Here is a 14,312-nt window from a genome sequence, read left to right as displayed (position 1 = left end):
GATGGCTAATGCTTACCTGCAGGTGATCGCGCATTATTTCGCCAAGCCCGGCAACGGCGACGCGATTGTGAAGCCGCTCACGGAACTCGCGGCGGCGACCCGCACGGAGCCCAAAAATCTCTACTACGAATTCTTCCGTTCGCCGGTCGATCCCGATCACTTCGTGATTCTGGAAAAGTACAGCGACGCCGATGGTCTTGCGGTGCACCGCGATACGCCGCACTTCCAAAGCCTCGGCTTCGGCACCATCATTCCGCTTCTGGACCGGCGTGAAGTCACGAGCCACATGGTGTCTGGGGACGCAGCATGATGAACGCATTCCGGTTTCAAACCGTGCCGACGATGGTCGTCGAATACGGTGCCGCGCGCCGCCTCGGCGCTTTGCTGCGCGCGCAATTTCCGTCGCTCACGCGCCTGTGCGTGGTGACGGATGGCTTTCTTCACAAGAGTGGGCTGCTGGATCCCGCGCTCGCCGATCTCGCGGCGCATGGCTGGAATGCCACCGTGATCGACGACGTGATTGCCGATCCGCCCGAACACATCGTCCTCGACGCCACGTCGCGCGCGCGTCAAGCCGGCGCGGAAATCGTGCTGGGACTCGGCGGCGGTTCGTCGATGGACGTGGCCAAGCTGATCGCCGTGCTGGCGCCGCAGGACCAGCAAGCGCTCAGCGAGATGTACGGTGTGAACAAGGTCACGGTGTCGCGTTTGCCGCTCGTGCAGATGCCGACCACCGCCGGCACGGGCTCCGAAGTCACTGCCGTGTCGATCGTGACGGTGGGCGAGGCGAAGAAGATGGGGGTGGTCGCGCCGCAACTGGTCGCCGATCTGGCTATTCTCGACGCTGAACTCACGCTCGGGCTGCCGACTGCCGCGACCGCGGCCACCGGCGTCGACGCGATGGTTCACGCGATCGAGGCGTACACCTCCGCGCATCTGAAGAACCCCGTGTCCGACATGCTGGCGGTGAAGGCGCTCGAACTCCTGTCGCGCAATCTGTTGCCCGCGTGCGAGAACGGCCAGAACCGCGAGGCGCGCGAAGCGATGCTGCTCGGCGCGGCATTCGCCGGTCAGGCGTTCGCCAATTCGCCGGTGGCCGCGGTGCATGCGCTCGCCTATCCGATCGGTGGCATTTATCACGTCCCGCACGGCCTTTCAAACGCGCTCGTGCTGCCGCACGTGTTGCGGTTCAACGCTGAGGCAGCGGCGCATCTGTACGCAGAACTCGCCGACGTGGTCGTGCCGGGTATAACGGGCAGTGCCGAAAGCAAGACGCTGGCGTTGATCGAACGGCTCGAGCAGATGATTGCCGCGACCGCGATTCCGGCCCGGTTGCGCGATGTCGGCATCGAACGTAGCGGGCTCGAGCGGATGGCGAGCGACGCGATGTTGCAGACGCGGCTGCTGGTGAACAACCCTCGGCCTGTTAACGAGGCCGATGCGTTGGCAATCTATACCGCGGCGTTTTAATCGGCGCGAGACGTAAGCGGGGCGCGGGAGTGGCTGTGATGTTTGGCAGCCGCTCCCGCGCCGTTACGACCCGCGAACGCGTTACGTAGCACGCAGATGGAACATAGCCTGGCTAGCGCAGGCGGAATCGCGTTTTTGACGCGATAAATTCCACACGCTCTAAATTTATCAATCAAATATATTATAAATTATTGATTTCAAGCTACAAATAGCACTTGGCGCATAACTTGCGGCGTAAACCCCGCCAATAGTCGTTCAACGGGGACATCATGCACAAATTCGCCGGTCGCACAGCCATAGCTGTTGCGACATCAGTTTTACTCGCACTCTACGGTTGTGGATCCACTATCACTCAGCCCGGCAGCGGACTTGGTGGGGGCGGACTAGGCGGGACTTCGGGTTCCGGCACGTCCGGTGCCGGGGGTACTTCGGGTAGTTCGGGTAGTTCGGGTAGTTCGGGTAGTTCGGGTAGTTCGGGTAGTTCGGGTACTTCGGGTACTTCGGGTACTTCGGGTAGTTCGGGTACTTCGGGTACTTCGGGTACTTCGGGTAGTTCGGGTAGCTCGGGTACCAGCAGCTCAGGCACTTCCAGCTCCAGCAGCTCAGGCACCTCCAGCTCCAGCAGCTCGGGTACCTCCAGTTCCAGCAGCTCCGGCACCTCCGGCGCCTCCTCCACGCCGCTCGGCAACGTCGTCACCCAAGGCGGCAACCTGCTCACGGCCGTGGGCACGACCGTCGCTGATACGGGCTCCAAGATTACCGGCACCTCGATCCCCGGCGTCAACAGCGCAACGACGTCGAATCTCGGCGCTGCAATCACCGATCTCGGCAACGGCGTCAGCGTACTCGGCAACGCCACCGCCGCGGGTCTGGGCACGCTGGGCAGTTCGACCAACCCGCTTGGCCCGACCCTGACCTCCACGTCGGGTCTCGTGACCAACGCCGGCGCGGCCGTTACTGCCGTCGGCGGTGTGGTGACAAGTCTCGGAACCGGGCCTCTTGCGCCGCTCGCCCCCGTCACCTCGACCTTGGGTACGGTTGTCGCCGGTGTGGGTGACGGCGTCGTCAAGCTTGGTTCGGGATTGAACTCGGCGCTGACCAGCGCGCCGGTTCAACAGGTCGAGACCCAACTGAGCACGGCCATCAACCCGATCACGCTCCTGGTCTCGAATACGACGCAGACCATCGGCAACACCACGGGCCTCGGCGCGCCGCTCAATGGCTTGCTGAGCACCATCGGCAACGGACTCGATTCGGCCGGCCAGAAAGTGTCGGGCGCGACCGGCGACCAGGTGGGTAAAGATGTCGGCGGCATTGTGAGCCAGTTGGGCAAGACGGTCACGAGCACGGGCGGACTGCTGACGGGCGCGACGACCAACCCGTTGGCGCCGATCGCCGGCCTGCTGGGCCCGCTTGGCGGACTGGGCGGACTGGGCGGATCGGGCAGCGGCCTCGGCATCCCGCCGCTGACCGGCCTGATCGGCAACCTCGGTTCGCTCGGTGGAACCGGTAGCACGGGTGGTAGCCCGCTCGCGCCGATCACCGGACTCCTCGGTAGCCTGGGTTCGCTCGGCGGCACCTCCGGCGCCAGCGGTCCGCTCGCACCGGTCACCGGACTTCTCGGCAGCCTGGGTTCGCTTGGCGGCACCTCCAGCGCCGGCGGTCCGCTCGCACCGGTCACGGGCCTCGTCACCACGCTGACCTCGACGCTGAGCGGCGCCGCGGGCCAAAGCTCACCGCTCGCACCCGTCACAAGCCTCGTCACCACGTTGACGTCGAGCGCCGGCGGCGCGACTGGCAAGACCTCGCCGCTCGCACCGGTCACCGGCCTCGTGACGGGCTTGACCGGCAGTACGGGTAGCGGCTCGACCAGCACGAACCCGCTTGCGCCGGTGACGAACCTTGTCACCGGATTGCTGGGTGGCGTCGCGGGTAAATAAGCGGTAATTCGGCACAGCGGCCGGGACTTAAAAAATCAAAAGCCCGGCCGCTATCTATGTCATGAATACGAGGATGACATGAACTCCACTCTGGATAACGTAGCGCACGTGCAGGAACAGCGGCCGCGTTCGGCGACGCCGTTTTCGGTAGGCCTGCTTGGCATCGTCGTCGGGCTTCTGACGCTCTGGCTGCTACGCGACAGTACCGCGGTGGACGGCGCGGGCCGCAGCACCGCTGCGTGTCTCGCGATCATCGCGACGATCGCCATCTACGAACTGTTTGTCGCGCGCGTATATCTACGCCCAAGCGCCGGACTGGCCGGCCAGACGGTTCGGCCGCTCAGTATTGCGCGTGTGGGTTTGCGCCTTGCCGCACTGGCTTCCGTGTATGTCGGCATCGGTCTGCTCTACTGGCTGTTGCCCGAGTATCACGGCACGTTCTACAAGCCGTTCTGGTCTCTGATCCGTACGCTCGCACCGTATCTGATGGTGGCCGCGCCGTTTTACTTTGCGTGGATGGACCGGCGTCAGCGTGAAACCGACGATGCCTATATCTTGTGGGGCCGCCTGGTGTTTGGCGGGCAGCGCCCAGCCAACTGGAAGCCGGTGCGTGAAATGCTGGCCGGATGGATGGTGAAAGCATTCTTCCTGCCGCTGATGATCACCTATCTTTCCACCGATGCGGACCATATCGGCGCATCGCTGGCGAGCGCCATGAACGCGCCATTCTCGCTTGCGACGTTCAGGTTCATGTACGACCTGTCCTTCACGATGGACCTGATGTTCGGCACAGTAGGTTATCTGTGCACACTGCGCATTCTCGATACCCACGTGCGCAGCGCGGAGCCGACCACGCTCGGCTGGCTGGTTGCGCTTGTCTGTTACCAGCCGTTCTGGTCACTGATCTCTAACCAGTACATCCACTACGAGGGTTCGCTCTTCTGGGACAACTGGCTGACATCCGTACCCATTATCCGAATCATCTGGGGCACCGTGATTATCACGCTGGTCTTCTGCTACGCGCTTTCCACCATCGCGTTCGGATTGCGGTTCTCGAACCTGACCAATCGCGGCATCATCACCTCGGGCCCGTATCGCTTCACGAAGCATCCCGCCTACATCACGAAGAATCTTTCGTTCTGGATGGTCTCGGTACCGTTCATCGAACCGCTGGGCTGGCAACACGCGCTCCCCCACTGCTTCGCGCTGGCAACCGTGAATCTGCTGTATTTCACGCGCGCCAAGACCGAGGAACGGCATCTGATGAACGATCCCGACTATCGTGCTTACGCTGATTGGATCGCGAAGAATGGCTTGTTCGCCAGGATCGCACGCGCGTTTCAATGAGGTGTTTATGCTACGAACGCGGCGGCATGCGTTTTATTGCACTGCACCATTTTCAATAACACGAGGATTGCGACCGGTATTTTTTACCACTAACAATCTCGATTATCGGTCGAGGTAGATGAGCGCGCCCGCTGGGTGAAAGGCACGACCACGCGCAATGCTTAGCGAGGAACGGGTGCTCGTCTCAACAGCATGGCACCCAGGACGTTACGTAACGTCCTGGGACGTGGTCACGATTCGCGACCCGGCGCCAACACATTGGCCAGCCCAACCTTCGGGCGTGAGAACAGGAAGCCTTGTACCAGCACTTCTGGCCATGATGCGCCCAACCATTGCAACTGTGCCTTGGTCTCGACGCCGTTCACCACGACCCGGACGTCAAGCGCATGAAGCAGGTTCAGTAACGCCGAGGTCACCACGCAAGCACGAGGATCACGCGGGACCGTGGCCATCAGCTCAGGTGCGATCGTGACGGTGTCCACGTCGAGTGCGCCGAGCAGTGCGAGCGAAGACGTACCGTTGCCCCACTTGCCGAGCGAGATGCCGACGCCCGCAGACCGAAGACCGGCAGTCAAGGTCCGCAAAGACAGGAGACGTGCGGCGTCAACGCTATCGGACACTTCGATTTCAAGCAGGTTAGCCGGCACGCCATACGAGCGCGCGATGCGCGTGAGGTCGCCGGCAAACGATTCGAGCATCGCCACTTGCGCCGGCAACGTGATCGCGACCGGCAGCAGCGTCATCTTCGAAGAGAGGCAGTCGCGCAGTTCGCGGCACACGCCGTCGACGACGAACAAGGCCATCTCCAGCGCGACCTGCGGGTGCTCGAGCGGCATCATGAAAATCCCGGGCAGGAGCAGTCCATAGTCTGGGTGAGTCCATCGGACCTGTGCTTCAAGGCGCGCCAGCGCACCGCTTGCCGCGCGATAAGTGCCTTGAAACACGAGATGAAATTCACCCGCGCGCAGACCTTCGCGGACGCGGTTTTCGAGTTCGCTCAACGCCATGGCATCGTCGTGCGAGTCGTCCCAATCGGTCTGCTCAGCGCAAGCGGTGCGTGTGCCGAACGTCGTTGCGAGCGATACAGGCTTTTCATAGTCGAGCGTGAGCATGGCGTAAGCGTGTTTTTTTAACCCCGCTAACGTACGCACATGTCGTGCCAAGTAACGCGTTCGCCGCGCGACCAAACAACGAAAGTCGCGGATAAGCCCTGCTGGACAGCGGGTTTCGGCGAGACAGCCAAATATTTCCAAATATTACTTTCATCGCCAGGCCTGTGTTTTGAACGCGAACGTTACGTGGTGTTCCGCGCCGGCGTTACGGTACGTCACACAGCGAGTTGAACGCGATGATTTCCACAAGCCTGTCCTATCATTTACCGGGCAACTGTGTCATGCAATGCGAATAAGATTCGTAATACAACAAGCGATGAAATAAGGTACCGCGCTGCAACAAGAACGATTGACCGAGTAAAAAATATTTACTAGTATCGGCATCAACGCAGCATGCAACGACTGCGCATTCCTCACACAGTCATTCAAGGCGGCCGATGCTTCAGATCCCTCTTACCGACACCGATTGGGCGCGCGTTCAGAGTCTTTTCCCCGTGGCGCCATCTGGTCGCGGGCGCCCTCGTCGCAGCGATCGCGAGATCCTCAACGCGATACTCTGGGTGCAACAAACAAAAGAAAAGTGGCACAGGCTCCCGGCAACCTTTCCGCCGCAACAGACTTGTTATCTTCGGTATATGACCTGGAAAAAAACGGGCGTTCTAGATCAGGTGAATGAGCGCCTGCCACTGTGCGACCAGGAACTGTCGACCTGTTGAATCCAGCATAAGCATTGCTTCGCATACCGTATCGATTCAAATGTGAACTGCTGTTTCGCGGATGATCACTGTGATGGCTCGCTCCCGGAAGCGCGACAGCTTGCTGAGCTTCGAGGTCTTAACAGATTCCGCTGCCTCGGCCGGCGAAAGGCCAATTTAAACGGCCTGAGGTCCATCCGCCTCCGCACGCGGAAACACGACGGTTATGTGTACGCCTTTGCCCCCCTCGCCGGGTTTAAGCGTGATCTCTCCGTGATGCGCGTCCGCGATTTCGCGCACGATGGCGAGGCCCAGTCCCGTTCCTTCGGTGTCCGCCGAGGCCCGGAAAAACGGTTCGAACACGCGGCTGCGCGACTCGGCCGGAATGCCCGGGCCGTCGTCCAGCACCGACACGGCGACCGAATCGGCGTCGGTGCTGACTGCGACCGTGACGTGGCCGCCACTGCCGGTATAGCGGATCGCGTTCTCTACAAGGTTGGCGATCAGCGCCTGAAGCAGGCCACGGTGCCCTGCCACCGGCGCGGGGCCGCTCAGTTCCGCGCCGAGGTCGATGTCCCGTGCCTGCGCGAGCAGCGCCAGATCCTCCACCACTTCCATTGCCAGCGGTACCAGATCGACTGCTTCCATCGCGAGTTGTTTGTTGTCGGCTGCTTCAGCCTGCGCGAGCAACAGTAGCTTGTTGGTCAGTCCGACCATCGAACGGTTACTGCGATGCATCGCGGCGAGCGCTTCGTCGAGTGCGGGATTCAGGCCGTCCTGTTGGCGCGCGAACTGCAACTGCGTGCCGAGCAGCGTGAGCGGTGTACGCAACTGGTGCGCGGCATCGGCGATAAAGCGCCGTTGTGCGGCCACCTGCACGCCAAGCCGCGCGATGCATTGATTGATCGCTTCGACGATGGGCCGCAACTCGGTATGCAGGCGCTCGACGCGAATCGGCTCGAGCTGCATGGGGTCGCGGTCCGCGACCTCTTCCTTCACTTTCATGAGGGGCCGCAACTCGAAGGTCAGGCCGATACACCCCAGCGCGACAGCCAGCACGATCATTTCGATCTGCCGCACGAGTTGCGGCTGCCACAGTTGCTGCGCCATCGCGTCGCGCGAGCGCACCGTCTTGCCGACTGTCACCCGTACGCGGCGCGTCGCGCCATTGTCGTACATCAGCCGCACGAGGCCGACCGCCCGTACGGGCTGGCCATGGAGTTCGGTGTCGTAGTGATCGGGCGTGTCGGGTGAAAGCGCCGCGCGCTGCGGAAAATCCGGCCGGCCCGCCAGCAACCGGCCGTCGTCGACCCGCACGCTGTAGAACACCTGATCGCGATACGGCGACACGAACACTTCAAGCGCGGCAGGCGGCACGTCCACGCGCAGAAAGCCATCCACCCATTCCACTTCACCGGCGATCATTCGCGCCGACGAGATCAGTTGGTTGTCCTGCACCAGATCCGCCGTGCGCCGCGCGTTGTCGTACTCGGCTTTGCCGGTGACGAACACGTACAACGCAAGTGGCACCAGCAGCCACAACAGCAGACGCATGCGCAGGCTATTGGTCATCTTCTTTCTTGCGCAGCAGATAGCCCAGTCCGCGCAGTGTGACGATCGCGGCCGAACTTCCGTCGAGCTTCTTGCGCAGGCGCGAAATGTAGATTTCGACCGCGTCTTCGCTCGGTTCGTCCGCGAGCGTGAAAATCGCATCGACCAATGCCGGCTTCGTCACAGTCTTGCCCAAACGCAGGATCAGCGTTTCGAGCACCGAGCGCTCGCGCGGCGTGACGTTCAACGGCGCGCCCTTCAGCATGAACTGGCGCGTGTCGATGTCGAACGCAAGATCGCCGCATACCACCTCGCTGGATTTCGACGGTGACTGACGCCGGATCGCCACCTTGATTCGCGCAATCAGCTCGCGCACTTCGAAGGGCTTGACCAGGTAGTCGTCCGCGCCGGCACCGAGCAGTTCCACTTTTTCGTCGATCGAACCACTCGCCGTCAGGATCAGCACCGGCGTGGCGTCGCCGCGCTGGCGCAGACGGCGCAGCACGTTCTTGCCTGACAGCTTCGGCAGATTCAGATCGAGCAGGATCACGTCGTAGTGATTGGTGCGCAGCAAGCGGTCGGCGGCGTCACCGTCCTGCACGGCGTCGAGCGCGAACGCCTCCTGCTCCAGCATCTTCGCAAGCCAGTGTGCCAGCGTGGGGTTGTCTTCGATGAGCAGCAGCTTCATGGCATGGACGGCAAATGAGCGGCAAATGAGCGGCAAAAAGTCAGGACGCCGATTGTGCCGCAAAACCGCCGTAAAACAAGGGCTTTGCGCGTGGCGTGCGTGCTTTGTGGCACACGTTGTGGGGTTTGCCTGGGGGTGACGGTACGGATGTGGTGAATTTTCGGGTTAACACCCATGATCTGCCCACAGCGCAGAAAGCTGCCAGAAGGTTTCCGATTTCTATAATCCCCGTCATTCATTCAAAAAGCGCCGCATCCGCACATAGCGGCGACCCAACCCAAGGAGACTGCCTCATGCGTAGCTTGCGCCAGATTGCCGCTGTGTCCGGTGTTGCGTTCACCCTTGCCGCCGCTTCGGCCGCGGCTCACGCCGAGAAGCTGACGATCATGGTCGGCGGCGCCACCAAGATCATCTATCTGCCCGCCAAGCTCACGGAGCAGCTCGGCTACTTCAAGGACGAAGGGCTCGACGTCGAAATCCTCTCGCAACCGGCCGGCGTGGATGCGGAAAACGAACTGCTCGCGGGCGCGGTGCAAGGCGTGGTGGGCTTCTACGATCACACGATCGACCTGCAGAGCAAAGGCAAGGAAGTCCAGGCGCTGGTGATTTTCGGCCAGGTGCCGGGTGAAGTGGAAATGGTCTCCACCAAGTCCGCGGAGACGTTCAAGAGCATGGCGGATTCGAAGGGCAAGACGCTGGGCGTGACCGGCCTCGGCTCGTCGACCAGCTTCCTCACGCAATACCTCGCGCAACGCGCGGGCGTGCCGTCGACGCAATACACGCTGCTGCCGGTCGGGGCGGACAACAGCTTTATCGCCGCCATCAAGCAGAACCGTATCGATGCCGGCATGACCACCGAGCCGACCGTCTCGCAACTGCTGAAAACCGGCGACGCCAAGGTGCTGGTCGATATGCGCACGCTGGAAGGCACGCGCGCCGCGCTCGGCGGCACGTATCCGGCTTCGAGCTTCTACGTGCAGCGCACATGGGCTGAGTCGCACAAGGACGAGGCCGCGAAACTCGCGCACGCCTTCGCGAAGACGCTGAACTTCATTGCGACGCATAGCGCGGAAGAGATCGCCGCGAAGATGCCGAAGGACTACTACGGCAACAACAAGGACCTGTACGTCGGCGCGCTGAAGGCGTCGCTGCCGATGTTCACGAAGGACGGCAAGATGCCCGCTGACGGCCCGGACACGGTCCTGAAGGTGCTGTCGGCGTTCAATCCTTCGGTGAAGGGTAAGCATATCGACCTCGCCAAGACCTACACCAACGACTACGTGTCGGCACCGGTCAAGACCGCGGCGAAGTAACGCTCCAGAAGCAACGCTCCAGAAGCGACGCCCTCGAAATCACGCCCTTTCAACATCAAGAGAACCGCAAGGCATCCGCCGATGAATCAACCTATGTCACGCGATACGCCCGCCATCGAGCTGCGCAACGTATCGTGCCGTTTCATTTCTCCGGATGGCAAAGCGACGATCGCATTGCGCGACTTCAGCATGTCGGTGGCGCGCGGCGAGTTCGTCGCGGTTGTCGGCCCGACGGGTTGCGGCAAGTCGACCACGCTCAGCATGATCACCGGCTTGCTGAAACCCACCACCGGCGAAGTGCGCGTGATGGGCGCGCCGGTAGACGGCATCGATCCGCGTATCGGCTTCGTGTTTCAGGCCGACGCCGTGTTTCCGTGGCGCTCGGTGCTGGACAACGTGGCGGCCGGCCCGCTGTATCGCGGCCGTTCGAAATCCGCCGCGTATGACGAAGCCAACGAATGGCTGCGCCGCGTCGGCCTCGACAAATTCGGCAAGCACTATCCGCATCAACTGTCCGGCGGCATGAGAAAGCGCGTGGCGCTCGCGCAAACCTTCATCAACAAGCCGGAAATCCTGCTGATGGACGAGCCCTTCTCCGCGCTCGACATGCAAACCCGCACGCTGATGCAGGACGAATTGCTGCAACTGTGGGGCGGCGCCGGCTCGGTCGTGTTCGTCACGCACGATCTCGAAGAAGCGATTGCGCTTGCGGATCGTGTGTTCGTGCTGACCGCGCGCCCGGCCACGTTGAAGAAAGTGTACGAAATCGATCTGCCGCGTCCGCGCGTCACGTCGGAGGTTCGCTACGACCCGCGTTTTATCGAAATCTCGCGCGACATCTGGCACGACCTGCGCGAAGAAGTGCAGATCGGTTAATCAAGGAACAACAAACATGTCTACGACCCCTCAACAGATGATGCCTTCGGGTATCGATGCCTCGTCGCTCGCACAAGTCGAACGCGTCGCGCAAAAACGCATCCGGCAACGCCATGCGCTGGTGATCACGCTGCGCATTGTGGTGCTGGTGGTGGTGCTCGGCGGGTGGGAATTGTCCGCGCGCCTGAAGTGGATCGATCCGTTCTTCTTCTCGATGCCGAGTGCGATCTTCGATCAGATCGTCGACTGGTTTGTGAACGGTACGTCGCAAGGACCGCTCCTGACGCAGGTGTGGGTCACGCTTGAAGAGACCGGGCTCGGCTTCATCATCGGTTCGGTAGCGGGTGTGTTCTGCGGCATCGTGCTCGGCCGCAACAAGCTGCTCTCCGACGTGTTCAGCCTCTACATCAAGATCGCCAATTCGATTCCACGCGTGGTACTCGGCTCGGTGTTCGTGATTGCACTGGGCCTCGGGATGGCTTCGAAGGTGGCGCTGGCGGTGGTGATGGTGTTCTTCGTCGTGTTTGCCAATGCGTTCCAGGGCGTGCGCGAAGCGGACCGCTACATGATCGCCAATGCACAGATTCTCGGTGCGTCGCGCCGTCAGGTGACGACCTCGGTGGTGATTCCGTCGGCGTTGAGCTGGATTCTTGCCAGCTTGCACGTGAGCTTCGGCTTTGCGCTGGTCGGTGCGGTGGTGGGCGAGTTTCTCGGCTCGAAGCAAGGTATCGGCCTGCTGATCTCCACGGCGCAAGGTGCGTTTAATGCGGCCGGTGTGTTCGCGGCAATGATCGTGCTGGCTGTGGTCGCACTGGCTGCGGACTATCTGCTGACTGCGGTCGAACAGCGCTTGTTAAAGTGGCGGCCGGCGGCGGTTTGAGTTGACCGCCAGGCCGTATGGGGAAAAGGGGCGCCATCGGCGCCCCTTTTTTATTTCAAATTTCGCAACAAACCTTACCTGAATCGACGATTACTCCAGCCGGATCGCAAAACTACAATGCAATCACTGGCTACGAACAACACCGCTCGTAGCACGATAAAGACCGAACTGGAGGTAGTTCATCATGAAATCGCTTATTCAAGCTGTTGTTATCGCCACCGTGCTGGCCGCTCCTGTTGCTTCGTTTGCGCAGTCCAACCAGCCCGTGACCCGCGCCCAGGTGCGCGCAGAACTGGTTCAACTCGAAAAGGCCGGCTACCAGCCGGGCCTCGCGGACCCGTACTACCCGGCTAACATTCAGGCTGCACAAGCCCGTGTCGACGCACAAAATGGCACCGCACAAGCAGCGGAAAGCGGTTACGGTGGTGTGGTGAGCGGCACGTCGCAATCAGCCCATCCGGTCCCCGTGAATGGTCCGAAGTCGGTTTATTTCGGCAATTAAGCGGATAACTGAGCGGATAACTGAGCGGATAACTGAGCGGGCAACAGGCTAGTAGCAAGCTGAAAAACCCGCTGTGCAGCGGAACGAAGCGCAGAGGCCACGCCGTTTGTGCTGATCGACCGCCAGGTGCGCAAAACAGCCGCGCACTCAGATTCAAACGAACTGGCCCGCGACCGGGTATCCCCGATCGTGGGCCAGTTCTGTATTCGATACCTCCGTCATCGGGCTCCCGATGACTTCGCCTGGACCTTTGCGGTCTGGGCGCTTTTTCTTGATGTACTGCTACGCCTCGCCGGAATCTCAGCGGCGACAGGCTGCTTGCGTCATTCGCGGGCGATCAGATCGCCTACCTGGCCACGCCCCGTGACGAGACAGCTCGACAGGAAATTTTCACCCTGGCTGCTGGCCCCAGCATCACCGAAGCCCTTTTTCAACGCGTTCGACTTGACCATCTGCGCGCCCTGGTGGCACGTAATTGTTCCCATTTCTCCGGCTTGCGCGCGCATCAGCGCCCTATCCGCCATCAAATAGCCAAGCAACAACACCACTGCAATATTGAACGCTTGTCTCATGGATCGTCTCCTCTTTTGAAGAGACTAACGCGAACCATCGATGCAGGATGCTAGGGGTTTCCCGATTGGTGCCTATTCAATGATGCAGATTAAGTTACGTGGTACTCCCACGTAACTCAGCTATGCGGCGTGGCTGGACCGGGCTTGGCCCGCAGAAAGCGGAACTGCCGGATACCACGTTGCACGCGTTTCGTATTCTGCTCGAACAGCAGGTAAACCGCGAACGCGTATACGTAGCAGATCACCAGCATGGTCGCGAACACCAGCGCACCCCGGCCATCGAACTGGATGCGCTGCCCGACCACGACTGCTGCGACAAACAGGATGAATGAGAAGTGCGTGAGATAGAGCGAATACGAGAATCCGGAAAAGAGAACTGCGATACGCGACAGGGGCGCAGGACGCAAGCGAACGTTCTCCCACAGTATGCAGCGCAGGAACACGAAACACGGCACGCCGACGATCCAGTCGTTACTCAATTGGAATATGCGCGATGACACTAGCGCCGCCAGAAAAACGACCCCGCTCGTGAGCGTGAACCACGGCAAACCTGTCCGCGTGCTGCGCGCCGGGAAGCGCTTTTCAAGCAGCACGAGTACAACGCCAAGCATCCACAATCCGAACCCGCTCAGGAGTGAAGGAAACGCGATCATCGTCCCCAGCGCGAGCCCCGCTACAGCAATTGCGCCGAATCCGCGGCGCTGGCGCAGCAGTACATAACAGGCGGGAAACCACATGTAGTACCAGAACTCGTTAGCGAGGCTCCACAACGGGCCGTTGGACCCATATGTGCCGCACGCAAGCGTCTGCAGGAACGCGAGATTGCACAGCAGCGTCGCCTGCCCAAGGTGCGAGGCAACGTTGATCTGCTGATCGAACGTGCCCTCGGTCCCGAGATAAAAGGGCCCGCCTGCCAGCGCGATCCCCATGCGGTCCCAGAACAACGTCAGCAGCAAGGCCGGAATCAACACGATCCAGAGCCGCGACATGCGCTCGGTCAGATAGCGCTGCCAACTCCATGTTCCCGTCTCGATCTGTCGCAGCACCGAGCCGCCGACAAAATAGCCGCTCAGCAGGAAGAAAACGATCACCGCGGTATGGCCGTAGTTACTGATGAAATAGAACGCCTTGCCCGCAAGTCCGATACCGGTACTCGAGCCGTAGTCGACGAACATCAGATTGCGCAAATGACTGATGCAGACCGCGCCTGCCGCCAGCGCGCGGATCAGGTCTAACGTGTCGCAATGTTGTTTGCCGGTGGGTGCCATGAGCGTCTGGAATCGGACAAATAGGTTTGTCCGTCAAACTACGGCTCATGGCGTTTTTATTCAGTACGCTTGCCCACACTGCACGTGCGCCGCACGCA

Annotated in this window: 14 protein-coding genes; 9 read left to right on the top strand and 5 right to left on the bottom strand. The window is 61.1% G+C overall.

Annotated features, from left to right (window positions below):
- Nucleotide 1: 1 nt before the first annotated feature.
- The 4 genes from PQQ96_RS06300 to PQQ96_RS06285 all read left to right on the top strand — a co-directional run bounded on the left by PQQ96_RS06300 (nt 2) and on the right by PQQ96_RS06285 (nt 4,757).
- Nucleotides 2-310 (top strand): putative quinol monooxygenase, encoded by a 309-nt coding sequence (locus PQQ96_RS06300; RefSeq protein ID WP_408290074.1) that lies wholly within the window; start codon nt 2-4, stop codon nt 308-310.
- Nucleotides 310-1,470 carry an iron-containing alcohol dehydrogenase gene (locus tag PQQ96_RS06295; protein WP_408290246.1) on the top strand — a complete coding sequence of 387 codons (1,161 nt, stop codon included), beginning with the start codon at nt 310-312 and terminating at the stop codon, nt 1,468-1,470. The genes PQQ96_RS06300 and PQQ96_RS06295 overlap by 1 nt, the downstream gene beginning before the upstream one ends.
- A gap of 269 nt (nt 1,471-1,739) precedes the next feature.
- Nucleotides 1,740-3,410, top strand: coding sequence for a collagen-like triple helix repeat-containing protein (locus tag PQQ96_RS06290; RefSeq protein ID WP_408290072.1), 1,671 nt, complete (start codon nt 1,740-1,742; stop codon nt 3,408-3,410).
- 78 nt (nt 3,411-3,488) lie between these two features.
- Entirely contained in the window at nt 3,489-4,757 is a 1,269-nt protein-coding gene (locus tag PQQ96_RS06285) for an isoprenylcysteine carboxylmethyltransferase family protein (protein WP_408290070.1), read from the top strand.
- 230 nt (nt 4,758-4,987) lie between these two features.
- Here the strand turns inward: PQQ96_RS06285 and PQQ96_RS06280 are convergent, their stop codons facing one another.
- A complete protein-coding gene (locus PQQ96_RS06280) occupies nt 4,988-5,869 on the bottom strand; it encodes an EAL domain-containing protein (protein ID WP_408290069.1) in 882 nt (293 codons plus the stop codon).
- A 437-nt stretch (nt 5,870-6,306) separates the two neighbouring features.
- Between PQQ96_RS06280 and PQQ96_RS06275 the strand changes: the two genes are divergently transcribed.
- On the top strand, nt 6,307-6,585 hold the full coding sequence (locus tag PQQ96_RS06275; RefSeq protein ID WP_408290067.1) for a transposase: 279 nt from the start codon (nt 6,307-6,309) through the stop codon (nt 6,583-6,585).
- Nucleotides 6,586-6,741: 156 nt separating this feature from the next.
- On the opposite strand, the gene PQQ96_RS06270 is transcribed toward PQQ96_RS06275, so the two are convergent.
- Together PQQ96_RS06270 and PQQ96_RS06265 are read right to left on the bottom strand one after the other, a co-directional pair.
- On the bottom strand, nt 6,742-8,136 hold the full coding sequence (locus PQQ96_RS06270; RefSeq protein WP_408290066.1) for a sensor histidine kinase: 1,395 nt from the start codon (nt 8,134-8,136) through the stop codon (nt 6,742-6,744).
- Nucleotides 8,126-8,803, bottom strand: coding sequence for a response regulator (locus PQQ96_RS06265; protein ID WP_074286369.1), 678 nt, complete (start codon nt 8,801-8,803; stop codon nt 8,126-8,128). Before PQQ96_RS06265 ends, PQQ96_RS06270 begins: the two co-directional genes overlap by 11 nt.
- Nucleotides 8,804-9,096: 293 nt before the next feature.
- Here PQQ96_RS06265 and PQQ96_RS06260 point away from each other — a divergent pair, with 293 nt between their 5' ends.
- From PQQ96_RS06260 to PQQ96_RS06245, 4 genes are all read left to right on the top strand, one after another.
- Nucleotides 9,097-10,116 carry an ABC transporter substrate-binding protein gene (locus PQQ96_RS06260; RefSeq protein WP_408290064.1) on the top strand — a complete coding sequence of 340 codons (1,020 nt, stop codon included), beginning with the start codon at nt 9,097-9,099 and terminating at the stop codon, nt 10,114-10,116.
- 81 nt (nt 10,117-10,197) lie between these two features.
- On the top strand, nt 10,198-10,992 hold the full coding sequence (locus PQQ96_RS06255; RefSeq protein ID WP_325043752.1) for an ABC transporter ATP-binding protein: 795 nt from the start codon (nt 10,198-10,200) through the stop codon (nt 10,990-10,992).
- A gap of 16 nt (nt 10,993-11,008) precedes the next feature.
- Entirely contained in the window at nt 11,009-11,872 is an 864-nt protein-coding gene (locus PQQ96_RS06250; protein WP_408290062.1) for an ABC transporter permease, read from the top strand.
- A gap of 184 nt (nt 11,873-12,056) precedes the next feature.
- On the top strand, nt 12,057-12,374 hold the full coding sequence (locus PQQ96_RS06245) for a DUF4148 domain-containing protein (RefSeq protein ID WP_408290060.1): 318 nt from the start codon (nt 12,057-12,059) through the stop codon (nt 12,372-12,374).
- A gap of 323 nt (nt 12,375-12,697) precedes the next feature.
- Here PQQ96_RS06245 and PQQ96_RS06240 read toward each other — a convergent pair whose 3' ends face one another.
- Entirely contained in the window at nt 12,698-12,946 is a 249-nt protein-coding gene (locus PQQ96_RS06240) for a hypothetical protein (protein WP_408290059.1), read from the bottom strand.
- A 116-nt stretch (nt 12,947-13,062) separates the two neighbouring features.
- Nucleotides 13,063-14,214 (bottom strand): acyltransferase family protein, encoded by a 1,152-nt coding sequence (locus PQQ96_RS06235; protein WP_408290057.1) that lies wholly within the window; start codon nt 14,212-14,214, stop codon nt 13,063-13,065.
- Between the last annotated feature and the right edge of the window lie 98 nt (nt 14,215-14,312).

Source organism: Paraburkholderia sediminicola (genome assembly GCF_046027825.1).
Taxonomy (GTDB): domain Bacteria; phylum Pseudomonadota; class Gammaproteobacteria; order Burkholderiales; family Burkholderiaceae; genus Paraburkholderia; species Paraburkholderia sediminicola_D.
Note: the sequence above shows the minus strand (reverse complement) of the source record. Positions and strands in the feature narration are given on the sequence as shown.